The following is a 24,856-nucleotide window of genomic DNA, read 5'->3' on the forward strand; positions in this document are numbered from 1 at the left end:
TGCTCCCCAAGGTGCGCGACCAAGATTACTCCCAGTCCAACGCCCCCTTTTTCCATTCGTAGATAAAGCCCACCACAAGAATGGACAGGAAGATCATCATGGCCCAGAAACCGGTCGCCCCCACCTGCCTGAGCACGACGGCCCAGGGGAAAAGAAAGGCGATTTCGAGATCGAACAGGATGAACAGGATGGCAACCAGGTAGTAGCGAACATCGAACTTCATGCGCGCATCCTCGAAGGCCTCGAAGCCACACTCGTAGGGCGCATTCTTCGCGCTATCGGGTCGGTTCGGCCCAAGCAGACGTCCCAGCACCAAAGGACCGACACCAACCCCGATCCCGACCAGGATGAAGAGCAAAACAGGCAGGTATTGCTCCAAAAACATCAGGCTCTCCTCCTCGTGATTTGGTCGATTCAAGACGGTTGCACACAGGTCAACCGGATCCACCCGCAACGTGCCGTCAATGTATCGGCAGCTGCTTTTTTCTTGTTTGATTCACCGCAACAAATCTGGTGCCGACGGCGAGACTCGAACTCGCACAGCTTTCGCCACTACCCCCTCAAGATAGCGTGTCTACCAATTTCACCACGTCGGCATGACGCTTCATTCAGAACCGGCCGCACCCCAAGCGGGATGCAACCAAACTCTACATTTTAACGACTTCGGTAGCCATCCCGCAACGCCGCAGAGCGCACGTTTGCGCAACGACAAGTTTCAAAATCCGAACCGATTGACAAACCGCAGAAAAAGTGTTGTGCGTTGCACCATCAAGGCTTCTTGCCACCACTTTGCGTGGCCGCCGCGGGTGTCGAGGCGACGGACTTGGGCTTGGCCGCCGGAGCGACGCCGGAAGCGGCGCCGGGAATCTGGGCGATACCGGAAGGCACGCTGGAAGCAGCCGATGCGGAAGACGGGCCAGCCGGCGGTTGCACGGTCGCCGATTTCTCCGTGCCGGCAAGCCGGCTCATCAGACCGCCCCCGTCGCTTCCAGGCAAATTGCCGAAATAAGCCAGAGCCAGGGTACAGACGAAAAACACGGTGGCGGCAACAGCCGTGCTGCGACTCAGGAAATTGGCCGAACCGGTGGCACCGAATAGGCTGCCGGATGAGCCCGAACCAAACGATGCCCCCATGTCAGCACCTTTGCCGTGCTGCATCAGGATCAAGCCAACCATGGCCAGCGCCGAGAGGATTTGGACGATGAGGATGAGGTTCAGAACGATATGCATGATGGAAATCCGTTGATAAACGTTCCGCGCTTTAGCCGCGGTGTTTGGCCGCGTCGACGATGGCGAGGAAGTCCACGGCCTTGAGGGAGGCGCCACCGATGAGGCCCCCGTCGATATCAGGCTGCGCAAAGAGTTCGGCGGCATTGTCCGGCTTGACGCTGCCGCCATAGAGCAAACGCGTCTGCTCGGCAGAAACATGGTGCCGCAAAGCCCGCTGGCGGATAAAGGCATGCACGTCCTGTGCCTGCTCAGGCGTCGCGGTACGGCCGGTGCCGATGGCCCAGACAGGCTCGTAAGCCAGCACCAGTTCATGCATGCGGCTGCCGAGCAGATGCAAGATGGCATCGAGCTGCATACCCACCACGGCCTCGGTCTGGCCACGCTCGCGCTGCTCGAGGGTTTCGCCCAGGCAGACAATCGGCGTGATCCCGGCGCTCAGTGCGCGCTGGGCCTTTGCGGCCACCAGCGCATCTCCCTCGGCGTGATAGGCGCGGCGCTCGGAATGCCCGACGATGACATGGCTGCAGGAAAACTCGCGCAACATGCCAACCGAAACCTCGCCGGTATAAGCGCCCTGTTCGTGCATGGAGCAGTCTTGCGCTCCCAGCCCGATGGCATGCCCGGCAAGCAATTGACCCGCCTGCGCCAGATAGGGAAATGGCACGCAAACAACGACGTCGCAAGCGGGCTCGGGAGCTGCGATTAAGGCCGACAGCAAGGCCTGGTTCGCAGCCAATGAACCATGCATTTTCCAGTTACCGGCAACCATGTTGCGACGCATCTCGTGTTGTCTCCTTGTGGGGTCGATCAGGACCAGGTCAGCACGATCTTGCCGATGTGCTGACCACCTTCCATCATGGCGTGAGCCTGGGCGATCTGCTCCGCCGGCAAGACGGCGTGAATTTGCGGACGGACCCGGCCAGATTCGAGCAATGGCCAGACGTTCTTGCGCAAGGCTTCGGCGAGCCTGGATTTGAACTCCACGCTGCGCGCCCTCAGCGTGGATCCGGTGATGCTCAGCCGGCGCCGCATCAGCAGCGCGGCGTCGAACGCGGCGGCGGTGCCGCCCTGGACGGCGATGACGACCAGACGCCCATCCTCGGCAAGGCAAGCCATCTCGCGCGCCACGTAATCCCCCGCCACCATGTCGAGGATCACATCGACGCCCCGGCCCGAGGTGTGTTCCCGAACCTGCTCGACAAAGTCCTGCGTGCGGTAATTGATGGCGCGCTCGGCGCCGAGCGCCAGACAGGCCTGGCATTTCGCCTCGGATCCCGCCGTCGCCCAGACCCTGGACCCCAGGGCATGGGCCAACTGGATCGCCACAGTCCCGATTCCGCTGGAGCCGCCTTGCACGAGGATCAACTCGCCCGGTTTGAGCGCACCGCGCTCGAATGCGTTATGCCAGACCGTGAAAAAGGTCTCGGGCAGTGCCGCCGCCTCGGCGTCACTCAGCCCCTCGGGGACGGGCAGGCATTGTCCGGCCGGGGCAACACAATACTCGGCGTATCCGCCCCCCGTGAGCAAGGCGCAGACACGCTGACCGGAGCGCAACGCCGACTCGGCAAGATCGCCTCCCACCACGTCGGCGCAGACTTCCAGCCCGGGAATGTCGGAGGCGCCGGGCGGCGGCGGGTACAACCCCTTGCGCTGCAGGATGTCCGGGCGGTTGATGCCGAAGGCACGCACGCGCAAGAGCACCTCGCCGAGCCCAGGCTCCGGCCGCGCGCGGCTGACCCAGCGCAGCACGCCCGGAGGGCCGGGTTGGCTGATTTCGGCAACGAGCATGGACATGGGACTAGGGACTCGGGAGCAATGGCCGCGCGCCGACTCGGGATCAGGACTGTTGCGGCTCCACCGCCTCGCGCTGGGCAGATCCTTCCTCGGCCGACAGCAGAGCTTTGATCGAGAGGCGGAAACGTCCCTTGTCGTCGGTCTCGATGACCTTCACGCGCACCTTCTGGCCTTCCTGCAGATGATCGGAGACCTTGTTGATGCGCTCGTTGGCGATTTGAGAGATGTGCAGCAGGCCGTCCTTGCCCGGGAGCACGTTGACGAGCGCGCCGAAGTCCAGCAGCTTGACCACCGTGCCGTCGTAGATCTGGCCGATCTCGACTTCGGCTGTGAGTTCCCCGATGCGACGCATTGCCTCCTTCGCGCGGTCGGCGTCGGTCGCGGCGACCGTGATCGTGCCGTCCTCGGCGATGTCGATCTGCGTGCCGGTCTCCTCAGTCAAGGCGCGGATCACGGCGCCGCCCTTGCCGATCACGTCGCGAATGCGCTCGGGATTGATCTTCATCGTGTACAGGCGCGGCGCATACTGGGAAACCTCGGTGCGCGCGCCGCCCACGGCCTGCTGCATCAGCCCCAGGATGTGCATGCGCCCTTCGCGCGCCTGCGCCAAAGCCACCTGCATGATTTCACGCGTGATGCCCTGGATCTTGATATCCATCTGCAACGCAGTGATGCCCGTGGCGCTGCCGGCGACCTTGAAGTCCATGTCGCCGAGATGGTCCTCGTCACCCAAGATGTCGGTGAGCACGGCGAAACGGTTGCCTTCCTTGATCAGTCCCATGGCGATACCGGCGACGTGCGCCTTCAGCGGCACGCCGGCGTCGAGCAGGCTCAGGCAGCCGCCGCACACCGAGGCCATCGACGAAGACCCGTTCGACTCCGTCACTTCCGACACCAGGCGCATGGTGTAGGCGAAATCATCCTTCTTCGGCAGCACCGCGAGCAGGGCGCGCTTGGCCAGGCGACCGTGGCCGATCTCGCGGCGCTTGGGCGAGCCCATGCGCCCGGTCTCGCCGGTGGCGAACGGGGGCATGTTGTAGTGCAGCAGGAAACGGTCGCGGTACTCGCCGCCCAAGGCGTCGATGACCTGGGAATCCTGATCGGTGCCGAGCGTGGCCACCACGAGAGCCTGGGTTTCGCCGCGGGTGAACAAGGCGCTGCCGTGGGTACGCGGCAGCACCCCGGTACGGATGGAGATCGGACGCACGGTGCGCGTGTCGCGCCCGTCGATGCGCGGATCGCCGTTCAGAATCTGGCCACGCACGATGCGCGCTTCCATGTCGAACAGGATCGACTCGACCTTGGCGGCATCCACCTCGGTGCCGTCGGCCGCCAAGGTTTCATGCACCTGGGCGTAGATCTGGCGCAGAGCATCGGTCCGGGCCTGCTTCTGCGTGATCTTGTAGGCTGCGCGCAAACCTTCCCCGGCGACGGCGTCGATGCGCGCAATCAGCGCCTCATCGCGGGCCTCGGGCTTCCAATCCCAGGCCGGCTTGCCGCCTTCACGCACCAGTTCATGGATGGCGTCGATGGCCGTTTGCATCTGCTTGTGGCCGTACATCACGGCCTCCAGCATCACGTCCTCGGAGAGTTGGTCCGCTTCGGACTCCACCATCAGCACCGCCGATTCGGTTCCGGCAACGACCAGATCGAGTTGCGAGCCGGCCAACTGGGCCTTGCTGGGATTGAGCACGAACTCGCCATTCACATAGCCCACGCGCGCCGCGCCGACCGGGCCGTTGAACGGCACGCCGGAAATGGCCAGGGCCGCGCTGGCGGCGATCATCGCCGGAATATCGGCCTCGACCTCCGGATTCAGCGACATCACATGGATGACCACCTGCACCTCGTTGTAGAAACCTTCGGGAAACAAGGGCCGGATCGGGCGATCGATCAGGCGCGAGGTCAGGGTCTCGCTCTCGCTCAAGCGGCCTTCGCGCTTGAAAAAGCCGCCGGGAATCTTGCCCGCGGCATAGGTCTTTTCGATGTAATCGACGGTGAGCGGGAAAAAATCCTGCCCGGGCTTGGCCTTCTTGGCCGCCACCACGGTGGCCAGCACCACGGTGTCATCCATGTTGAGGAGCACGGCGCCCGAGGCCTGACGCGCGATTTCGCCCGTCTCCAGGGTCACCGTATGTTGGCCCCATTGAAAAGATTTCGTGATCTTGTTGAACATCGTGAACTCCAGTTCATGGGCGCGGGGGACATCCCCGGCACCCTCTGTCAGTGACCTGCCCGCAAGGAACAGGGTGAGGCGGGAAGCACAATGCCATTCCAGCGCAACTCTAGGGCTGTGCTGCGAAACGAAAAGTCGCATTGGAATGACACAGCGGCACTTCCCTCGTCAAACGGGCCCCGCGTACACCCTGCGGCCCGCGCAACAACAAAGCGCCTGCGTCGAAGCTTCAACACAGGCGCCCGATTCAATCCACCACCTTTACTTGCGCAGGCTCAGCTTGCTGATCAGGGCCTTGTAGCGCTCAGCGTCCTTGGACTTGAGATAGTCCAGGAGCTTGCGACGCCGACTCACCATCTTGAGCAGGCCACGACGGCCGTGATGGTCCTTGGCATGGATTTTGAAATGCCCGGTCAGCTCGTTGATGCGGGCTGTCAGCAGGGCGACCTGAACCTCGGGGGATCCCGTGTCCTTGGGCGCACGCGCGTTGTCGGCGACGATTTGCGCCGTGTTGCTCTTCTCGAGACTCATGTTGAAAGTTTCCTGTGAAAAAACTGGCGAACGCAGAAGAAACCGTTCCGCGCCGTGAAAAAAAGCGAAGTTTACCTGATGCCGAAGACCGGGGCGCGGCAAGCACACCGTCCTGATCTCGGCGGACAACGGAACGTGCAAGCAGTCCCAGGACATGAAGCCAGACGGACCGGGCCTCGACCGCGCATCAAGTTGGACTTCACCGCACGAGAAGTGCGGTATTTCACGCGAACCCTGCATTTCACGCCAAGCCGGCGCAATCTTGCGCCCTGGCCAGGATTTTGCAGTTACATTGGCTCGATTACTTCGTCCCCGACATGCGCGCCATGCGCCTTCAACTCCTCTCCGACCTTCACCTCGAAACCGAAACGTTCTCGCCGCAGCCTGCACCCGGAGCCGACGTGCTGGTGCTGGCGGGCGATATTGACGCACAGCACACCGGCTTGGATCGATTCGCCGAGTGGCCTGTCCCGGTCCTGTTCGTGGCGGGCAACCACGAATTCGACAACAAGGATTTCGACGCCACCCTCCTGGCGCTACGCGAGCGTTGCGAGCGCAACGGCATCATCATGCTCGAGCGCGAAAGCATCGTCATGCGCTTCGGCTCGCAACGCGTGCGCTTCGTCGGCACGACGCTCTGGAACGATTTCGATCTGTTCGGCCCCGACGAACGCCAGCGCTGCATGCGTGCCGCCCGTTATTTCATCGACGAAATCCAGCGCTCGACGCGCCACGGCATGCCGATGGACGCCGAGTCGCTGCGCCAGGAAGGACTACTCAACAAAGCCTGGCTGTCCGGCGTGCTGCAAGCACCGCCCAGCGTGCCAGGCGAGTACGACAAGACCGTCGTCATCACCCACTTCGCCCCCAGTCTGCGCAGCACCGATGCGCGCTATCCAGTCAACGGCGCCACAGCCAGCTTCTGCAATGCCTATGACGACCTGATCGAACGCTGCCATTTGTGGATCCATGGCCACTTGCACTGCCGGCACGATTACGCCGTCGGCACCTCGCGGGTGATCTGCAACTCCCGCGGGCATGCCAGCAGCGGTGAGGATTACGACTTCAAACCCCTGGGCGTCTGGGAGGTCTGATCACGGGGCGTCCCAAGGGTGCGGTCAGGCCGAAGCCGGCGCTTCCACGCCGGCCTCGAACGTCTCGCCCTCGGCCAGTTCCGATAAATCCCATCTCGGCTTGATGTCGAAGGCATAACTGCGGCGCGGACGGGCCAGTCCGGCTTCGATCCTGCGGCACGCCGCGTAGGCAATCATCGGCCCGTTATCGGTGCACCATTGCAATGCGGGGTAATGCACCCGCACCCCCGCGCTCGCACATGATGCATCGAGTTTCTCGCGCAGGCGGCGGTTCGCGCCGACGCCACCCGCAACCACCAGAACCCTCCTGCCGGTCCGTTGCATCGCGTCCATGGCTTTCTTGACCAGCACATCCGTGATCGCCTCCTGGGTTGCCGCGGCGAGGTCGGCACGGCTTTGCTCGCAGACGTTGGCGCCCAACTGGTTGACGCGCGTCAGCACCGCGGTTTTCAAGCCGGCAAAGGAAAAATCGAGGTCGCCGCTATGCAACTTGGGCCTGGGCAGGGAAAACGCCTCCGCATGGCCGAAGGCCGCCATGCGCGCCAGTTCGGGGCCGCCCGGATAACCAAGCCCCAGCAGTTTGGCGGATTTGTCGAACGCTTCGCCTGCGGCGTCGTCCACGGTTTCTCCGAGCAGGCGATAGTTGCCGAGTGCCGCGACATCGAGCAGCATGGTGTGCCCGCCCGACACCAACAGCGCAACGAAAGGAAATTTCAACGCGGGATCGGATAAAAGGGGAGACAGCAAATGGCCTTCCAGATGGTGGATGCCGATGAGAGGTTTATCGACCGCCATGGCCAGCGCCGCAGCCAACCCCGCACCGACCAGCAAGGCGCCCGCCAGTCCCGGCCCGCGCGTATAGGCGACGGCGTCAATGTCCGCCAGTCCGCAACCGGCCCGAACCAAGGTTTGTTCAACCAAGGGAAGCGTCCGCGCGATGTGGTCGCGCGAGGCGAGTTCGGGCACCACGCCACCATAGGCCTGGTGCATCGCCACCTGCGAATGCAAGGCGTCGGCAAGCAACCCCCGCTCGCTGTCGTACACCGCGATGCCAGTCTCGTCGCATGAGGTTTCCAGACCGAGAATGCAGATGGAGGTTCGCATGGAATGATGGGCCTGATGGTTGTTTTCAAGACTCGTATTGTTCCGTGTTCGTGATTTGCGGCGTCCAGGCCGCTTCATTCGCACCGAAGTCTCGTCCGAGACGTTATACTTCGCAAGTTAATTTTGTCCAATCCAGCCGAGATTTGCTCGGGCTTTGCTGAAAGGTAGTTGTTTGCAATGACCACGATTCGCATCAAAGAAAATGAACCCTTCGATGTAGCGCTGCGCCGCTTCAAGCGCACGATTGAAAAACTCGGCTTGCTGACCGACCTGCGCGCGCGTCAGTTCTACGAAAAGCCGACGGCCGAGCGCAAGCGCAAGAAAGCCGCCGCCATCAAACGCCACTACAAGCGCATTCGCAGCCACATGCTGCCCAAGCGCCTGTACTGAGCCAAATCGCTCCGGGTATGCAGTTGCAGCATGGGTCGGTTCAGACCTGTGCCCCGAGTTCATACCCGCCATTTTCACGTCGCCCAGAATTCCGCCCGCAGCCCCCAAAGGCTGCGGGCTTTTTGCCATGACCAATCTGAAAACCCGTGTTCAAGACGACATGAAGGCCGCCATGCGTGCCAAGGATGCGGATCGCCTCGGCACCATCCGCATGCTGATGGCCGCCATCAAGCAGAAGGAGGTTGACGAGCGGGTGGAATTGGACGATTCCGGCGTCGTCTCGATCATCGACAAGATGATCAAGCAACGTCGCGATGCCATCGGTCAGTTCGAAGCCGGCGGCAGACATGACCTCGCCGACAAGGAAAAGGCGGAAATTCTCGTTCTCGAACCCTACCTCCCCGCCCGGCTCGCCGGCGAGGAACTCGACCGTGAAATTCGAGCCGTCATCGCCGAGGTCCAGGCCAGAACGCCGCAAGACCTGGGCAGGGTCATGGGCCCGCTCAAGGCGCGCCTGGCCGGCCGCGCCGACATGGGGCAGGCTTCCGCACGCGCCAAAGCCCTGCTGGCGACGCCTCAGTAGCCAGCCAACCCAGGGGCAAAGAGGCAGAAAACGCAAGCCTCTGGACTTGACGCCCGGCCGCTCAGCCCGCCCCCTCGATGCGGGCGTAGGCGGAATGGTTGTGGATGGATTCGAAATTCTCGGCTTCCACGACATAGCTGCCGATACGGGCATCCCGCTGCACCCGCGCCGCCACATCGCGCACGAGGTCCTCGACGAACTTCGGATTCTCGTATGCGTGCTCCGTCACGTACTTTTCGTCCGGGCGCTTGAGCAGGCCCCATAGCTCGCAGGAAGCTTCCTCCTCGGCCATGCGGATGAGCTGCTCGAACGGCACCGGCTCCTTGAGCTGAGCCGTGATGGTGATGTGCGAGCGCTGGTTGTGCGCGCCATAGTCGGAGATTTCCTTCGAGCAGGGACATAGCGCCTTGACCGGAACCTGGACTCGCGCGGTGACTTGGACGCCGCCGCCTTGCGCTTGTGCGATCCACCCCGCCTCGTAATCCATCAAGCTCGGCACACCGCTGACGGGAGCGGATTTGCGCACGAAAAGTGGAAACCGAAACTCGATCCGTCCGGCATCGGCCTGCAGGCGCCGAAGCATGACCTGAGCCAGGGCCACCAGCCCGCCATGATCCAGGGGCGCGTCGACACCCTCCAGAATTTCGACGAACCGGGACATATGCGTGCCCTTCTTCTCCGCAGCGAGGGCGACATCGGCATCGATCACGGCCACGGTCGGCTGGCTGCCGCCGTCTGCCGTACGCACGCTCAGCGGGTAACGCAAACTCTTGACGCCGACGCGTTGAATCGCCATGTGGCGATGGTCCGTCGCGCTCTGAATATCCGGAATGGCTTCGAAAGGCTTGTTCATGGTTGAGCCCTGCCGGATCATGCTGGACAAGGACATTGTTGACTGATTCGTTCGGAATTATCGCGGCATCTGGAATCCGGCGCTGCCCAGGGGGTGCTACCGGCGAAACCACCGCCTCGCCAGTCGCCCATGCCCGGGGACCGATGGCCGATCATGCGTTGGCCGCACGCCGTGGCGCATCGGGATGGTCGCCGACGAGTCCGGGAAATCGCGTGCGAATGCTGTCCAGCAAGCCGGCTGCATCCAAACCAAGCTGCGCTGTGATCTGCGCCGGATCGCCATGCTCGAGCCAGGCATCGGGCAGGCCGAGGTTCAACACGGGAATCTGCATGCCCAGGGATTGCAAAGCCTCCATGCACGCCGACCCCGCCCCGCCAAGCACGGTCCCCTCCTCCACCGTCACCAGGGCGTCGTGGCTCAATGCCATGCGCCGCAGCATGTCCAGATCCAGCGGCTTGATGAAGCGCATGTTCACCACGGTCGCATCCAGCGTCTGCGCCGCCTGCAAGGCCGCATAAAGCACGGGCCCGAACGACAGAATGGCAATGCGCCGGCCCGTCGCCGCGCGCGATTCGCGACGCAGCGACGCCACCCCGACGGGCAGCGCCTCGAGCGAGGATCGATCGACGCGCACACCAATCCCGGCCCCACGCGGATAGCGCACTGCGGCCGGCCCATCGAGAGAAAATCCGGTGGACAGCATTTGCCGGCACTCCATCTCGTCGGCCGGTGCCATGAGCGTGAAGTTGGGCAGGCAGCGCAGGGCCGCGATATCGAAAGCCCCGGTATGCGTCGCGCCATCGGCGCCGACCACGCCGGCGCGGTCAATCGCGAACAGCACGGGCAGATTCTGGATCGCCACGTCGTGAATCACCTGGTCGTAGGCCCGCTGCAGAAAGGTGGAATAAATGGCCACCACGGGCTTCATGCCCTCGCAGGCCAGGCCGGCGGCAAAGGTCACGGCGTGCTGCTCGGCGATGCCCACGTCGTGGTAGCGCCGGGGGAACAGCTTGGCGAACTCCACCAGGCCCGAACCCTCGCACATGGCCGGGGTGATGGCCGTCAGGCGTTCGTCCTGCCGCGCCATGTCGCACAGCCACTGGCCGAACACCTGAGCGTAGGTCGGCTTGGGCGCCACGGCCGGCGGTTTGATGCCTTCGGCCGGGTTGAAACGGCCCGGGCCGTGATAGGTGATGGGGTCGGCCTCGGCAAGCTTGTAGCCATACCCCTTCTTCGTCACGACATGCAGCAGGCGGGGGCCGGTGCGCTCGCGCAGGTTCTCAAGCGTCGGGATCAGGGCGTGCAGATCGTGCCCGTCGATGGGGCCAACGTAGTCGAAACCGAATTCCTCGAACAGCGTCCCTGGCGCCACCAGGCCCTTGGCATGCTCCTCGATGCGGCGCGCCAGCTCGAACAAGGGCGGCGGAGCGGCCTTCAGAACCTGCTTGGCAGCGTCGCGTGCACTGGCATAGAAACGCCCGGACAGCAGGCGCGCCAGATAGCGGTTGAGCGCGCCCACCGGTGCGGAAATCGACATGTCGTTGTCATTGAGCACCACGAGCAGATCCGCTTCGGGGTGCACGCCTGCGTTGTTCATGGCCTCGAAGGCCATGCCCCCCGTCATCGCGCCGTCGCCGATCACCGCCACGACCTTGCGCCGCTCGCCCTTGGCCTGCGCTGCCAGGGCCATGCCCAGCGCCGCCGAGATCGAAGTGGACGAGTGCGCCGTGCCGAAGGTGTCGTACGGCGATTCCTCGCGGCGCGGGAAACCTGAAATGCCTCCGTACTGGCGCAGCGAACCCATGCGCTCGCGCCGCCCGGTGAGAATCTTGTGCGCGTAGGTCTGATGCCCGACGTCCCAGACCAGGCGGTCGTGCGGAGTGTCGAACACGTAATGCAAGGCCACGGTGAGTTCCACCGTGCCCAGATTCGACGAGAGGTGGCCGCCCGTGCGCGACACCGTGTCGAGAATGAACTGGCGCAACTGCTGCGCGAGCTGGGGAAGCTGCTCGGCTTTGAGCCGACGCAGGTCGTGAGGATCTTGGATGCGTCCGAGCAGGTCCATGATCAATGGCTCCGGCTCACGATACGCCGCGCCAGTTCGGCCAGCCGCTGCGCCCTCGGACGTCGCTCCGGTGGCAGTCCATCCAAGGCCGCCAGCGCGTCCGCGAGCAGACGCTGCGCCCAGTCCTGCGCCGCGTGCAGGCCCAGAAGCGTCACAAAAGTGGCCTTGGCTTGCCGCGCATCTTTCCCCGCTGTCTTGCCCAGCGTGGTCGAATCGGCGCTCGCATCGAGCACGTCGTCGACCACCTGGAAGGCCAGGCCGATGGCATCGGCGTAGCGGCCCATGATTTCGGCGTCCCGCAGCTCGTCGCTCGGGGCGACGCTGCCGGGTTGGCGGCAGGCCAGCCCCATCAGCAGACTCGCCTTGAGCAAGGCCCCGGTCTTGCGCCGGTGCATGTCGCTGAGGGCATCGACCCCCAGCGCATGGCCGGTGGCCGCAAGATCCAGGGCCTGGCCGCCGGCCATGCCCGCGGCGCCGGAGGCCCCTGCGAGCAAGCCGCACAGGCGCGCTTGAGTCTGCGCAGGAATGCCGGGATTCGCCGTGAGCACCTCGAAAGCGCGTGTTTGCAAGGCGTCGCCAGCCAGCAAAGCCATGGCCTCGCCGAATTTCACGTGCGTCGTGGGCTGGCCGCGGCGCAAAACGTCGTTATCCATGCAGGGCAGATCGTCGTGCACGAGGGAATACGCATGCATCAACTCGACCGCGCAGGCCGCAGCATCCATGGCCTCCGGATCCGCGTCGAAACACTCGCCAGCCGCCCACAGAAGAAGCGGCCGCATGCGTTTGCCACCCAGTGCTGCGGCATGGTGCATCGCCTCGGCCAGCGCCGCACTGGCCGCCGGCTGCAAAGGAAGATGCTGGCCGATCAGCGCCTGGATACGCGCGGTGCGAGCGGCGACCCAGGCGTCGAAGTCGTGTTCGCTGCCGGCCGGTGACGAATGCGCCGCCCGGCGATGCTGCGGCACGGCGGCTTGGCTGGGCGACGATGCACCGTCCACCGGCATCGCGTCAGTTGCCTGCTTGGCGGTCGCTTGCATAAGGCTTGAGTTCGGTGCCATCCAGGATCTGGATTTGCTGCTCGACCGCCTGCAATTTCTCGCGGCAATAGCGCAGCAGTGTCGCGCCGCGCTGGTAGGACTTGAGCGTGTCGTCCAGGCTCATCTGCCCGGACTCGAGTTGCTGGACCAGTTGTTCCAGCTCCGCGGTGGCCTGCTCGTAACTGGCGGGCTGGGTGTCGGCCGGGGTTTGCTTGCGCGTGCTTGCATTCATGAGGGAGCGGCGATGTCGCCGGGGCCTTGCCGGGATGGCGAGGCCGGTGAAATGGGATCGAACGCTTGATTTTATCGACAGAGCCGGGGAAGATACCCCCCGTCCCCAGTATCCCCGTCGCGCCAAGGTCGGTCTAGAATCGGCCTGCGTTTATTTGTTTGATTTTTCAGGAGATTTCAAGCCCATCATGTCGGATTTGAGTGTGCATCTGGCCCCGAGCAAAACCCAACTGCCGGTGACGGCATATTTTGACGCTGAGCTGTATGCGAAGGAGAAACAACTCATCTTCGATGAAGGGCCGCGCTACCTCGGGCACGCGCTTGCCGTCGCCAACCCGGGGGACTACTACGCCCTGCCGCAGGAAGGCGAAGGCCGCGCGCTGGTGCGCAATGCGACTGGCATCGACCTCATCTCCAACGTCTGCCGGCATCGGCAGGCCGTGATGCTCAAGGGCCGCGGCCGCACCGGGCACAACATCGTCTGCCCCCTGCACCGCTGGACCTACCGGCTCGACGGCGAATTGATCGGCGCCCCGCATTTCGATGACGACCCTTGCCTGAACCTGCAGCGCTATGCGCAGCCCCAGAACTGGAACGGCCTGCTGTTCGAGCGCAACGGCTTCGACGTCGCCCAGGCGCTGCGGGGACTGCAGCACGAAGCCGCGTTCGATTTCAGCGGCTTCGTGCTCGACCACGTGGAGCAGCATGTCTGCGACTACAACTGGAAGACCTTCATCGAGGTGTACCTGGAGGACTACCACGTCGGCCCTTTCCACCCCGGGCTCGGCCAGTTCGTCAGCTGCGACAATCTCGCGTGGCAGTTCGGCGATGCGTTCAGCGTGCAAACCGTCGGCATCAACAATGCCTTGCGCAAAGCCGGCAGCAAGGTCTATGCGAAATGGCACGAGGCCGTGCTCAACTTTCGCCAGGGCGTCCTGCCCGAACACGGTGCCATCTGGCTCACGCTCTACCCGAACGTCATGGTGGAGTGGTATCCGCATGTGCTCGTGGTATCGGCGCTGTATCCGCAAGGGCCGCAGAAGACCCTCAACGTGGTCGAGTTCTACTACCCCGAGGAAATCGCCGCCTTCGAACGCGACTTCATCGAAGCCGAGCGTGCCGCCTACATGGAGACTTGCATCGAGGACGATGAGATCGCCTTGCGCATGGACGCCGGCCGCCGCGCCCTCATGGAACGCGGTGACGACCAGGCCGGCCCTTACCAGTCGCCGATGGAGGATGGCATGCTGCACTTCCACGAGTGGTACCGGCGCAAGCTGAACATGCCCGCAGGCTGAGACGGACCCAAGGTGGTCCATGGCACGGGGGCCGGGGCATAATCGATGCGCCCGGCCCCCGTTTTCTTCTCCCTCCCCGCCATGCCGACGACACCTTACACCACGCTCATTTCCGCCGAACAGCTGCAACGCGGTCTGTCTGCCGCCTTCGTGGCCGACTGCAGTCACGAACTCACCGATCCCCGCGCCGGGCTGCAAAACTACACAGCCGGCCATATCCCGGGCGCGGTCCACCTGCATCTGGACACGCACCTCTCCTCCGCGCCGAACGGGCGCAATGGCCGGCACCCCTTGCCGGACCCCGCCGAGCTGGCCGCGCAACTGGCGGCCATGGGTCTGCGCCAGGGGCAGCAGGTCGTCGCCTACGACCGCAGCCAGGGCACCTACGCGGCACGCCTGTGGTGGCTGCTGCGCTGGCTGGGGCATGCGCCGGTCGCCGTGCTCGACGGCGGTTGGCAAGCCTGGCTGGAAGCAGGGGGCGCGAGCCAGACCGAAACCCCTGCCGCGCGCCCGCGCGGCGACTTCGCCGTCAAGCCCAGCCTGGTGCGCTTCGTCCAGGTGGACGACGTGCTCGGCAATCTGCAACACCGCCAGCGCCTCGTGATCGACGCCCGCTCGCCGCAGCGCTACCGCGGCGAAGGCGAAACCCTGGATCCGAAAGCCGGCCATATTCCGGGCGCCGTGTGCCGCTTCTACCGCGACAACCTGAGGGACGACGGCCGCTTCAAATCCGCCGACGAATTGCGCACGGAATGGTTGGCCATTCTTGGCAAGCGCAAACCTCAAGAGGTGGTGAACCAGTGCGGTTCGGGAGTCTCGGCCTGCCACAACATCCTGGCACTGGAGCATGCGGGGCTGGACGGCTCGCTGCTTTATCCGGGGTCGTGGAGCGAATGGTGCGCGGACCCCGCGCGCCCGATGGTTTGCGAAGCGTCGTCGTAGTTTTCGGCAGCGGGCGTCTGGCCTGCCGGGCCTCGATGCGGGATGCCGGCGCCCAAAGGCGGGAAGTTTGCACCAGATCAAACCGCGCGACGACCGCGCGCTGCAATATATCGGCATGTTTTGATCTTTCACCGAACGAGGAGGATGCCATGTACAACAAGATTCTGGTTCCGACGGACGGCTCTGCGACGGCCGCCAAGGCGATTGCCCCAGCCGTGCAACTGGCCAAACAATGCGGTGCCGCCCTTGTTGGCGTCACGGTGACCGACCCCTACCCCTATTCGGGCCTGGCCGAGTCCGTTCCCATCACGGCAGACGAATACCGCGTGAGCGTGACCAAGGCGGCCGAGGCTGCGCTGTCGCCCCTGGTCGATGCCTGCAAGGCGGCCGGCCTGGCCTGCGACTGCGTGGTCTCCGAAAACATCCACCCCTGGAAAGCCATGCTGGAAGTCGCCCAGGAAAAATCCTGCGATCTGGTGGTGATGGCCTCGCATGGCCGACGCGGCATGCAGTCGCTGCTGCTCGGCAGCGAAACCCAGAAGCTGCTGACCCACTCCCACCTGCCGGTCCTGGTGGTGCGCTGATCCCGGAGCATGAGGCCGCTCCTGAACACCGCCCGCCAAGCTTCCCGACCACTTTCCTGGAGACCACCATGTTCAAGCATGTCCTCATCGCCACAGACGGTTCCGAGCTTTCCGACCGAGCCCTGCCGATCGCCCTGGAGCAGGCCAAGCTGAATGGCGCGCGCGTGACCGCGGCGTCCGTGATCGATCTGTATCCCTACATCGGGGCGATCGAGGTCATGCCCACCGGCATCGAGGGCTGGCAGGAAGCCATTCGCGCCCAGGCCGACGCCGCGGTGCAGAAGGTGGCCGACGCCGCCAAGGCGGCGGGCATACCCTGCAATACGGCCGTGCAGGAAGACACCCTCGCCTGGCGCGGCCTGCTGGCCGTCGCCGAGCGCGAACATTGCGACCTCATCGTCATGTCCTCGCATGGCCGCGGCGGCCTGACGTCGGCCCTGCTCGGCAGCCAGACGGCGCGCGTGCTGTCGCACACCAAGGTTCCGGTTCTGGTCGTGCGCTGAAGCCGAGACCGGGCTTGTCCTGCGCTGCGCAGGACGCCGCACGAAGTCCGCTCAACCGTCCCCGGGCGGCGCACCCAGCAAACCGGGAAGTCCGGCACAGGTGCCGTCCTGGGGCGGGAATTCGGCTTCAAGCGCCACCACCTCATGTTTGTGCAGCCAGGCCAGCGTCCGCGCCCAACCGTCCTTCGCGGCCTCGGCGTTGTAGCTCGGACGGTAGTCGGCATGGAAACCATGCCCGGCCTCGGGATACACCACGATGTCCGAGGCCCTGGCCGCCGCGTCTCCCCCGGCCAGGGCGTTGCGCATCTGCGCGATGGATTCGAGCGTGATGCCGGGGTCCTTGCCGCCATAGAGTCCCAGCACGGGAGCCTTGAGATCCTTGGCCACGTCGATCGGGTTGCGCGGCGTCAGCGGACCCGTATGGCCCACCAGCCTGCCGTACCACGCCACGCCGGCCTGCACCGGGGCATGCGCGCAGTACAGCCAGACGATGCGCCCGCCCCAGCAAAAGCCCGTGACGCCGACATGCCCTGCCCTGCCGCCGTTCGTCTGCGCCCAGGTGCGGCAGGCGTCCAGATCCTGCATCACCTGCGCGTCGGGCACCTTGGCGATGATCTGGCTCATGACCTCGGCGATGCTGCCGTACGCCATGGGGTCGCCCTGCCGCACGAACAAGTCGGGGGCCAGGGCCAGGTAGCCCTGGTGCGCGAAACGGCGCGCCACGTCGGCGATGTACGCGTGCACCCCGAAAATTTCCGAAACGACGAGAACCACCGGTAAATCGGACTTGCCCTTGGGCTGCGCGCGGTACACCGGGATCTTCTGCCCGGCCGAATCGACCTGCACATCCCCCACCAGCAATCCTTCGCTGCTTGTCTCGATGGCCGTTTGCGCCACGACAGGCCCGGCGGCGGCGGCAAACCCCACACCCAGCGCCGTACGCACGAAGTCGCGTCTCGAAAAACCCGGATCCGGGCCGCTGCGCGTCAGACTATTCCATTCGCTCTGCAAATCGGCGTTCCACATGCTCGTCTCCCGGCCTGGATGGCATCGCAGTGTCACCAATTGTTGTCAGACGTGTCAAGCGCGCGGTCAGGCGCCAGCCACACTCAATGCGCCAGCTCCCAGTTGGCGCCCAGCCCCAATTCGGCCACCAGCGGCACCTTCAGGCTGGCGACGCTCGCCATGAGGCGCGGAATATGCTCGCGCACCCAGAAGATCTCGTCCTGCGGAACTTCGAGCACGAGTTCGTCGTGCACCTGCATCACCACGCGGGCGCCGAGACGCTTTTGCGCCAGCTCCCTGTCGACGGCAATCATCGCCATCTTGATGAGATCGGCCGCAGTGCCCTGCATCGGCGCGTTGATCGCGGCGCGCTCGGCGCCGGCGCGACGCGGCCCGTTGGGTGAGTTGACCTCCGGTAGCCAGAGCCTGCGCCCGAACACGGTTTCCACATAGCCCTGGGCCTTGGCCTGGGCGCGGGTGCGCTCCATGTATTGCGCCACGCCCGGGTAGCGTGCGAAGTAGCGGTCGATGTAGAGCTGCGCCGCGCTGCGCTCGAGCCCCAGGTTGCGGGCCAGGCCGAAGGCGCTCATGCCGTAGATCAGGCCGAAGTTGATGACCTTGGCCATGCGGCGCTGATCGGCATTCACCTCCAGCGGTGTGACGCCGAAAATCTCGGCCGCGGTGGCGCGGTGGATGTCCTCCCCCTGCGCGAAGGCCTTCAGGAGGCCGGAATCCTGCGAGAGATGGGCCATGATGCGCAGTTCGATCTGCGAGTAGTCGGCCGAGGCGATGACCCAGCCCCTGGGGGCAATGAAGGCCTCGCGGATGCGCCGTCCTTCCGGCGTGCGCACCGGGATGTTCTGCAGATTGGGGTCGTTCGACGCCAACCGCCCCGTCACGGCGACGGCCTGGGCGTAGTTGGTATGCACCCGGCCGGTGGCCGGATTGATCATCTGCGGCAGCTTCTCGGTGTAGGTGCTCTTGAGCTTGGACAGCCCACGATGTTCCAGGATGACGCGCGGCAGCGGGTAGTCCTCGGCCAGCTTCTCCAGCACCTCCTCGTCGGTCGAGGGGGCCCCTCCGGCCGTTTTTTTCTGCACCGGCAATTGCAGCCTGTCGAACAGGATCTCGCCGATCTGCTTGGGGCTGCCGAGGTTGAAGGGCCCGCCGGCCAGTTCGTAGGCCCGTGCCTCGAGCGCGGCGATCTGCTTGCCCAGTTCGGCGCTTTGCCGGCGCAGCGCATCGCCATCGACCAGCACCCCGGTCCGCTCCATGCGCTGCAACACCTCGCTGACCTGCATTTCCAGCGCGTAGATGCGGCCGAGGCCCTGGTCGGCCTGAATGCCCGGCCACAGCTTGCGATGCACTTGCAGGCACAGGTCGGCATCCTCCCCGCTGTAGCGGGTGGCCACGTCCAGCGCCACCTGGTCGAAGGTGATGGCCTTGGCGCCCTTGCCGCACACCTGTTCGTAGCTCAGCGTGTCGTCACGCTCGAGGTGGCGCGACACCAGGCTGTCGAGGCTGTGCGGCTTGTGGGCTTCCAGCACATAGCTTTGCAGCAGGGTGTCGTGCGCATAGCCGCGCACGTCGATGCCGCAATTGGCCAGCACATGCCGGTCGTACTTGCTGTTCTGGCCCAGCTTGGGCTTGTCCGCGCGCTCCAGCCAGGGCCTGAGCCGCTCCAGCACCGCGTCGCGCGGCAGCTGCGGCGCAACCCCGGGGTAGCGGTGGGCCAGCGGAATGTAGGCGGCCTGGCCCGGTTCCACGCACAGCGAGACACCCACCAGATGCGCGCGCATGGGGTCGAGCGAATCGGTCTCGGTGTCGAGCGCGGTGAGTTCGGCGGCATCGATGCGGGCCAGCCAGGTGTCGAACTGCGCCCAGGTCAGCACGGTTTCGTAGGTCCCCGCCAGCGAAGCGATGCGAGGAGCCGGAGGGTCGGAACCGGCCGACGTTTCGGCGCCTTGCTGCGTCGCCCCGGTCGGCAAGAGAGAAGCCTGCGCCGCGGGCTGCCTGGCCTGCAGCTCGTGCAGGAATTTCTTCAGTCCGTAGCGGGCGAAAAAGGGCGCGAGCCTGGCGGCATCTTCCGCGGCCGGGGTCAGGTCGGCGTCGAAATCCTGCGCGTAGCCGTCCAGGTCGCAATCCGTCGAGATGGTCACCAGCGCGCGCGCGGTGGGCAGCCATTCGAGCGCGTCGCGCAGGCTCTGGCCCACCGCACCGGAAATGTCCCCCGCGTGGGCGATGATGCCCTCCAGCGAGCCATACGCGGTCAGCCATTTCACCGCGGTTTTCGGCCCGACCTTGCTCACGCCTGGCACGTTGTCGACGGCATCCCCGACCAGCGTGAGATAGTCGACGATGCGCGCGGGCGGCACGCCGAACTTGGCCAGCACGCCAGCCTCGTCCTGGATCTCGTTGCTCATCGTGTTGACCAGGGTGATGTGGTCGTTCACCAGTTGCGCCAGATCCTTGTCGCCGGTGGAGACCAGGGTGCGGATGCCTTTGGCGTGCGCACGCACCGCAAGGGTTCCGATCACATCGTCCGCCTCGACCCCCGGAACCTCGAGCAGCGGCCAGCCCATCAGGCGCACGGCTTCGTGAATCGGATCGATCTGCTGCACCAGATCCTCGGGCATCGGCGCCCGGTGCGCCTTGTAGTCGGCATACAACGCGTCGCGGAACGTGGGGCCCTTGGCGTCGAATACGCAGGCGCAGTAGCGGTAGCCCTTGGACGGCGGATACTGCTCGCGCAGGCGCCGCAGCATCGCCACCATGCCGTAGAGCGCCCCGGTGGGCTCGCCCTGCGGGCCGCGCAGGTCGGGCATGGCGTGAAACGCGCGGTAGAGATAGCTGGAGCCATCCACCAGCAGCAGCGTGGGGGGAAAGTCGGGATGGTCGGTCATGGCGGGATTATCGGTTGCCGCCGCGCGCGCCCGCCGACCCCGTGCCGTGGAGCATGGCCATGGCCGACCGTTAAAATCGGCGCCATGAAACCCACACAGATCGCCGCGCGCTCCGCCCTGGTCCTCTGGCTCGGGCTGGCTTGCGCCTCGGCCCGGGCCCAGCTCCCGGCCCCAGCCAGTTCCTCCCCGCGCAGCGGCTTGCCGCCCGCGGCACGCCTGGCCGACACCCAGCCCAAGCCGACGTTTCCTGAACCCGTGGTGCGCAACCGGGTGATACAGGACCGCGCGGTGCGCATCCGGGAACAGCAAGTGCGAGGCGCCACCACCGCAATCCACGTGCAACCCCTGCACGGCGGGCCCAGCTACAGCATCGTGCCGCCCGACGTCTCGTCCAGCACCGATCCCGCCCATATGCAGGGCCGCATGCAGTGGACCCTCGGCACCTTCCGATGAACCGTCACCCCGCGCGCGGACCCGGGTTCGCGCGCGCCTCGTCGTCTGGCGCCCACTGGCAGGCGCCCCCCCTCTGAATCGCATCCCCATGGCTGTCTTCACCCCACTCGACGCGAGCGAGGTCGAGGCCTTTCTGGCCCGCTTCGACCTGGGCACGCTCTGCGAGCTGCAAGGCATCGCCAGCGGCATCGAGAACACCAATTACTTCGTGACGACGACACGAGGGCGCTTCGTGCTCACCCTGTTCGAGCGCCTGAGCGCCGAGCAGCTGCCGTTCTACCTGCGGCTCATGCACCATCTGGCCGCGCACGCCATTCCGGTCCCCGACCCGATGGCCGACCGCGAGGGCCATATCCTGCACCGGATCAAGGACAAGCCCGCCGCGCTGGTGACCCGTCTTCCCGGTCATAGCGTGATGCAGCCGGCGGCGTCGCATTGCGCGCAGATCGGCCGCTGCCTGGCCCGCATGCATCTGGCCGCGCGCGACTATCCCCTGCAGCAGCCGAATCTGCGCGGCCTGGCGTGGCAGCAGCAGACCATCCCGCGCGTGCTTCCCTATATGAGCGCCGGTCAGCGCGCGCTGATCGTCAACGAACTGGCGCACCAGACCGCCCTGGCCGCCACGAGCGCCCATGCCGGGCTGCCGCGCGGCGCGGTCCACGCCGACCTGTTCCGCGACAACGCACTGTTCGAGAACGATCGGCTCACCGGCGTGTTCGACTGGTATTTCGCCGGCGTGGACAGCTGGATCTTCGACCTCGCCGTCGCGCTCAACGACTGGTGCATCGATCCGCCGAGCGGCGCGCTGGAATCCGCCCGCACCCGCGCCCTGCTCGACGCCTACCAGCGGGAGCGGCCCCTGCAGGCCGATGAACGCGCCCTGCTGCCGGACGCCCTGCGCGCCGCCGCGCTGCGTTTCTGGACCTCGCGCCTGGCCGACTATCACCTGCCGCGCGACGCCCACCTGCTGACCCCGCACGATCCCGCGCATTTCGAGCGTGTGCTGCGCCAGCGGGTCGACGCCGAACAGAACCTGTTCGCCTTCGCCTGAACGGCCCCCGGCTGCGTTCTTCTCTCTTCCTCTGCATCACTCCCCCACCGTCCGCCCACCATGCAATTACGCACCGTCCCCGCCCGCGAGGGTCTGAGTTGGGTCAAACAGGGTTTCGTCTGGCTGCTGCGCCAGCCCTGGAGCGTGCTGCTGATGATGGGCAGCTACATCTTCGCGGTCGGCCTGTTCTCCCTGCTGCCGATGGTGGGCGGGCTGGTGCCGCTGTTGGCGGTGCAGATCGCCACCGTGGGTTTCATGACGGCATCCAGGCACATCGAGCGCGGCCGCACCGTCTGGCCCAGCGTGCTGCTGGCCGGGCTGCGCGAGAGCCGGCCGCGCGTGCATGCCCTGCTGGCTCTGGGGATGCTGTACGCCGCGGCCGTGGTGGGCGTGCTCGCCATCGCCGCGCTGGTGGACGGCGGCGCGCTGTTACGCATGCTGATGTTCGGCACGGAACCGAGCAGCGGGGTGGTGAAAAGCGGCCTTCTGCGCGGTGCGGCCCTGCTGGCGACGGTCTGCTACATCCCGGTGTCGATGGCATTTTGGTTCGCTCCGCCCCTGGTGAGCTGGCATGGCATGGGGCCGATGCAGGCGCTGTTCACCAGCTTCGTCATCGTGCTGCGCAATCTGGGCGCTTTCGTGCTCTATCTGATCCAGTGGTTCCTGCTGTTCGCCACCGTGCCGCTGCTGGTTTCCACCCTCGCGCGGGCCATGAGCGCCAACGTGGAGACGGCCATGTTCCTGAGCCTGCCGGTGGCGCTGCTGATGTTCCTGGCCTTCATCATGTCCTTCTACGCCAGCGCGCGCAGCCTGCTGCCCGAGCGCGAAACGGGAGGCGTCATCCCCGCCCACACGTCGCCGGACGCGAAGCCCTGAGCGGCGATACATCCGGACACCGTATGCTTCGGACTGTCACCGTGCATTCCGACCGACGAGGCCCACCATGCGACGCTTGCTCCTGGCAACTCTGCTCTTGCTCACCGCCGCCCTCAGCGGCTGCGGCTACAACGCGCTGCAGCGCGAAGACGAACAGGTCAAGGCCTCGTGGGCCGAGGTGCTCAACCAGTACCAGCGCCGGGCCGACCTGGTGCCCAACCTGGTCGCCACGGTCAAGGGCTATGCCAGCCACGAGAAAGACGTCCTGACCGCAGTCACCGAAGCGCGCGCTTCGGTCGGGCAGATCCAGGCCACGCCCGAACTGGTGAACGACCCGGAGGCCTTCGCCAAATTCCAGGCCGCGCAGCAGCAGATGACCGGCGCGCTGTCTCGCCTGCTCGCGGTGTCCGAGAATTATCCGCAACTCAAGGCCGATGCCTCGTTCCGCGACCTGCAGGCGCAGCTCGAGGGCACCGAGAACCGCATCGCCGTGGCACGCATGCGCTACATCGAGGCGGTGCAGGCCTACAACGGCACCGTGCGCCAGTTCCCCAGCAATCTGACCGCCATGGCCCTGGGCTACAAGACCAAGCCCAGCTTCACGGTGGAGAACGAGAAAGCCATTGCCGCGCCGCCCAAGGTGGACTTCGGCACGGCCGCGCCAGTACCCCGGCCTGCCGCGTCGCGTTGAGCGCAGCCCCCCGCGGCACAAGCCGATGAAACGCATCGCGAGACGGCCTTCAAGCCGATCGACGCGGCACGGGCTCATCGGCCTGCTGCTGGCCTGCTGCGCGTGGCTGCCGGCGTGGGCGCTCGTCGCCGTGCCGGCGCTCACCGCCCCCGTCACCGATCTCACCGGCACCCTGACCGCGGCCCAGGTGCAGGAACTCGACCAGCAACTGCAAGCCTTCGCCGCCCGCAAGGGGAGCCAGGTCGCCGTGCTCATCGTGCCGACCACCCGGCCCGAAACCATCGAGCAATATTCCATCCGCGTCACCGACGCCTGGAAGCTCGGCCGCAAGGGTGTGGATGACGGCGTGCTGTTGCTCGTGGCCAAGGACGACCGCGCCGTGCGCATCGAAGTGGGCTACGGGCTGGAGGGCGCCATCCCCGACGCAGTGGCCAAGCGCATCGTCGCCGAGGTCATCGTTCCGCGCTTTCAGGCGGGCGATTTCGCCGGCGGGATCGGCGCTGGCACCGCGCAGATCATGCGCATCATCGACGGCGAATCCCTGCCCCCCGCCCCCAGCCAGAAAACCGCGCAAACGCATGGCCCGCCGCTGGAGCTGGCCCTGTTCATCGTGTTCGGCGCGGTGGTCGTGGGCCAGGCCTTGCGCGCGGCACTGGGCCGCCTGCTGGGCGCAGGCGCATCCGCAGCCGTGGCCGGTTTCGCCGGCTGGCTGCTGATCGGCTCCGGCCTGCTCGCCGGGCTTGCGGCGCTGCTGGCCTTCTTCGCGGTGTTCAGCGGCATGCGCTTCGGCGGACCCGGTGGCTTGGGCGGGGGTTTCGGCGGCGGAGGATTCGGCGGCGGCCGAGGGGGCGGCGGGTTTTCCGGCGGCGGGGGCGGATTCGGCGGCGGCGGCGCTTCCGGGAGATGGTGAGCATGGCCCTCCAGCGCCTGTTCCGCCACACGCTCTATCCCACGGCGCGGGTCCACATGTTGTTTCCGCGCCAGGCGATGCAGGTCATCGCCAACGCCATCCACGCCGCCGAGGGCCGGCACGGCGGGGAAATCCGCGTCGCCATCGAGGGCGCGCTGGACTGGCCCGAACTCTGGCGCGGCGTCACGCCGCGCCAACAGGCCATAGCCCTGTTCTCCTCGCTGCGTGTGTGGGATACCGAACGCAACGATGGCGTCCTGATCTACCTGTTGCTGGCCGAGCATGCGGTGGAAATCGTCGCCGACCGCGGCATCGCCGCGCGCGTCGCCCCCGAATCATGGCAGGCGGTGTGCCGCGGCATGGAGCGGCATCTGCGCCAGTCGCGCCATCTCGATGCCATCCTGCAAGGGGTGGACGACGTGAGCAAGCTGCTCGCCGAACATGCCCCCGCACGGGACGGCGCGCAGCGCAACGAACTCAGCGACTGGCCCGTCGTCGTCAAACGCTGAGCCGTGCGGCTCCAAGCCTGCCTGCGCGGGCTTGGACACGGCG

At 65.7% G+C, this 24,856-nt stretch carries 26 protein-coding genes and 1 tRNA gene; 13 read left to right on the forward strand and 14 right to left on the reverse strand.

The features are described from left to right. Positions 1-25: 25 nt before the first annotated feature. From THIARS_RS16900 to rpsO, 7 genes are all read right to left on the reverse strand, one after another. On the reverse strand, positions 26-385 hold the full coding sequence (locus tag THIARS_RS16900; protein WP_094161906.1) for an NADH-quinone oxidoreductase subunit A: 360 nt from the start codon (positions 383-385) through the stop codon (positions 26-28). 126 nt (positions 386-511) lie between these two features. Continuing rightward, positions 512-596: transfer RNA gene (locus THIARS_RS16905), tRNA-Leu, on the reverse strand. 172 nt (positions 597-768) lie between these two features. Continuing rightward, complete coding sequence (gene secG / locus THIARS_RS16910; protein ID WP_094161907.1) at positions 769-1,230, reverse strand: preprotein translocase subunit SecG; 462 nt, start codon at positions 1,228-1,230, stop codon at positions 769-771. Between the two features lie 31 nt (positions 1,231-1,261). After that, positions 1,262-2,011: a triose-phosphate isomerase gene (gene tpiA, locus THIARS_RS16915; protein ID WP_094161908.1), complete on the reverse strand. Its 750-nt coding sequence runs from the start codon at positions 2,009-2,011 to the stop codon at positions 1,262-1,264. 26 nt (positions 2,012-2,037) lie between these two features. Further along, positions 2,038-3,018 carry an NAD(P)H-quinone oxidoreductase gene (locus THIARS_RS16920; protein ID WP_094162214.1) on the reverse strand — a complete coding sequence of 327 codons (981 nt, stop codon included), beginning with the start codon at positions 3,016-3,018 and terminating at the stop codon, positions 2,038-2,040. 49 nt (positions 3,019-3,067) lie between these two features. Beyond that, entirely contained in the window at positions 3,068-5,200 is a 2,133-nt protein-coding gene (gene pnp / locus THIARS_RS16925) for a polyribonucleotide nucleotidyltransferase (RefSeq protein ID WP_094161909.1), read from the reverse strand. A 261-nt stretch (positions 5,201-5,461) separates the two neighbouring features. Next, entirely contained in the window at positions 5,462-5,731 is a 270-nt protein-coding gene (gene rpsO / locus THIARS_RS16930; protein WP_094162215.1) for a 30S ribosomal protein S15, read from the reverse strand. 326 nt (positions 5,732-6,057) lie between these two features. On the opposite strand from rpsO, the gene THIARS_RS16935 reads away from it, so the two are divergent. After that, entirely contained in the window at positions 6,058-6,825 is a 768-nt protein-coding gene (locus tag THIARS_RS16935) for a metallophosphoesterase (protein WP_094162216.1), read from the forward strand. Positions 6,826-6,849: 24 nt separating this feature from the next. On the opposite strand, the gene tsaD is transcribed toward THIARS_RS16935, so the two are convergent. Continuing rightward, complete coding sequence (tsaD, locus tag THIARS_RS16940) at positions 6,850-7,929, reverse strand: tRNA (adenosine(37)-N6)-threonylcarbamoyltransferase complex transferase subunit TsaD (RefSeq protein WP_094161910.1); 1,080 nt, start codon at positions 7,927-7,929, stop codon at positions 6,850-6,852. A gap of 177 nt (positions 7,930-8,106) precedes the next feature. Between tsaD and rpsU the strand changes: the two genes are divergently transcribed. Next, positions 8,107-8,319, forward strand: coding sequence for a 30S ribosomal protein S21 (gene rpsU, locus THIARS_RS16945; protein ID WP_094161911.1), 213 nt, complete (start codon positions 8,107-8,109; stop codon positions 8,317-8,319). A 127-nt stretch (positions 8,320-8,446) separates the two neighbouring features. Further along, a complete protein-coding gene (locus THIARS_RS16950; protein ID WP_094161912.1) occupies positions 8,447-8,902 on the forward strand; it encodes a GatB/YqeY domain-containing protein in 456 nt (151 codons plus the stop codon). A gap of 61 nt (positions 8,903-8,963) precedes the next feature. On the opposite strand, the gene folE2 is transcribed toward THIARS_RS16950, so the two are convergent. From folE2 to THIARS_RS16970, 4 genes are all read right to left on the reverse strand, one after another. Next, the gene (gene folE2 / locus THIARS_RS16955) at positions 8,964-9,755 is read right to left on the reverse strand and encodes a GTP cyclohydrolase FolE2 (RefSeq protein ID WP_094162217.1); all 792 of its coding nucleotides are present in this window, start codon (positions 9,753-9,755) and stop codon (positions 8,964-8,966) included. A 151-nt stretch (positions 9,756-9,906) separates the two neighbouring features. Beyond that, on the reverse strand, positions 9,907-11,820 hold the full coding sequence (gene dxs, locus THIARS_RS16960) for a 1-deoxy-D-xylulose-5-phosphate synthase (protein ID WP_094161913.1): 1,914 nt from the start codon (positions 11,818-11,820) through the stop codon (positions 9,907-9,909). A 2-nt stretch (positions 11,821-11,822) separates the two neighbouring features. Continuing rightward, positions 11,823-12,857, reverse strand: a complete 1,035-nt coding sequence (locus THIARS_RS16965; protein WP_245845963.1) for a polyprenyl synthetase family protein — start codon at positions 12,855-12,857, stop codon at positions 11,823-11,825. After that, complete coding sequence (locus THIARS_RS16970) at positions 12,829-13,089, reverse strand: exodeoxyribonuclease VII small subunit (RefSeq protein ID WP_094161914.1); 261 nt, start codon at positions 13,087-13,089, stop codon at positions 12,829-12,831. The genes THIARS_RS16965 and THIARS_RS16970 overlap by 29 nt, the downstream gene beginning before the upstream one ends. Before the next feature lie 187 nt (positions 13,090-13,276). On the opposite strand from THIARS_RS16970, the gene THIARS_RS16975 reads away from it, so the two are divergent. The 4 genes from THIARS_RS16975 (at position 13,277) to THIARS_RS16990 (ending at position 16,415) form a co-directional block, all read left to right on the forward strand. After that, entirely contained in the window at positions 13,277-14,386 is a 1,110-nt protein-coding gene (locus THIARS_RS16975; RefSeq protein ID WP_094162219.1) for an aromatic ring-hydroxylating oxygenase subunit alpha, read from the forward strand. 81 nt (positions 14,387-14,467) lie between these two features. Continuing rightward, the gene (locus THIARS_RS16980; RefSeq protein ID WP_094161915.1) at positions 14,468-15,328 is read left to right on the forward strand and encodes a sulfurtransferase; all 861 of its coding nucleotides are present in this window, start codon (positions 14,468-14,470) and stop codon (positions 15,326-15,328) included. A gap of 149 nt (positions 15,329-15,477) precedes the next feature. Beyond that, a complete protein-coding gene (locus THIARS_RS16985) occupies positions 15,478-15,912 on the forward strand; it encodes a universal stress protein (RefSeq protein ID WP_094161916.1) in 435 nt (144 codons plus the stop codon). Between the two features lie 68 nt (positions 15,913-15,980). Further along, the gene (locus tag THIARS_RS16990) at positions 15,981-16,415 is read left to right on the forward strand and encodes a universal stress protein (protein WP_094161917.1); all 435 of its coding nucleotides are present in this window, start codon (positions 15,981-15,983) and stop codon (positions 16,413-16,415) included. A gap of 51 nt (positions 16,416-16,466) precedes the next feature. Here THIARS_RS16990 and THIARS_RS16995 read toward each other — a convergent pair whose 3' ends face one another. Beyond that, positions 16,467-17,441: a dienelactone hydrolase family protein gene (locus THIARS_RS16995; protein ID WP_094161918.1), complete on the reverse strand. Its 975-nt coding sequence runs from the start codon at positions 17,439-17,441 to the stop codon at positions 16,467-16,469. Positions 17,442-17,524: 83 nt separating this feature from the next. Continuing rightward, the gene (polA, locus tag THIARS_RS17000) at positions 17,525-20,323 is read right to left on the reverse strand and encodes a DNA polymerase I (protein WP_094161919.1); all 2,799 of its coding nucleotides are present in this window, start codon (positions 20,321-20,323) and stop codon (positions 17,525-17,527) included. A gap of 84 nt (positions 20,324-20,407) precedes the next feature. Here polA and THIARS_RS17005 point away from each other — a divergent pair, with 84 nt between their 5' ends. The 6 genes from THIARS_RS17005 to THIARS_RS17030 all read left to right on the forward strand — a co-directional run bounded on the left by THIARS_RS17005 (position 20,408) and on the right by THIARS_RS17030 (position 24,813). Then, a complete protein-coding gene (locus tag THIARS_RS17005) occupies positions 20,408-20,776 on the forward strand; it encodes a hypothetical protein (RefSeq protein WP_186436731.1) in 369 nt (122 codons plus the stop codon). Positions 20,777-20,864: 88 nt separating this feature from the next. Beyond that, positions 20,865-21,827 carry a homoserine kinase gene (locus THIARS_RS17010; RefSeq protein ID WP_094161920.1) on the forward strand — a complete coding sequence of 321 codons (963 nt, stop codon included), beginning with the start codon at positions 20,865-20,867 and terminating at the stop codon, positions 21,825-21,827. Between the two features lie 60 nt (positions 21,828-21,887). Further along, entirely contained in the window at positions 21,888-22,703 is an 816-nt protein-coding gene (locus THIARS_RS17015; protein WP_094161921.1) for a BPSS1780 family membrane protein, read from the forward strand. Between the two features lie 67 nt (positions 22,704-22,770). Next, positions 22,771-23,394 (forward strand): LemA family protein, encoded by a 624-nt coding sequence (locus THIARS_RS17020; protein WP_094161922.1) that lies wholly within the window; start codon positions 22,771-22,773, stop codon positions 23,392-23,394. 25 nt (positions 23,395-23,419) lie between these two features. Further along, positions 23,420-24,304: a TPM domain-containing protein gene (locus THIARS_RS17025; protein ID WP_094161923.1), complete on the forward strand. Its 885-nt coding sequence runs from the start codon at positions 23,420-23,422 to the stop codon at positions 24,302-24,304. A 2-nt stretch (positions 24,305-24,306) separates the two neighbouring features. Continuing rightward, the gene (locus THIARS_RS17030) at positions 24,307-24,813 is read left to right on the forward strand and encodes a TPM domain-containing protein (RefSeq protein WP_094162220.1); all 507 of its coding nucleotides are present in this window, start codon (positions 24,307-24,309) and stop codon (positions 24,811-24,813) included. The last annotated feature ends 43 nt before the right edge of the window (positions 24,814-24,856 follow it).

The sequence above is a fragment of the Thiomonas delicata genome, from assembly GCF_900088825.1.
Classification (GTDB): domain Bacteria; phylum Pseudomonadota; class Gammaproteobacteria; order Burkholderiales; family Burkholderiaceae_C; genus Thiomonas_A; species Thiomonas_A delicata.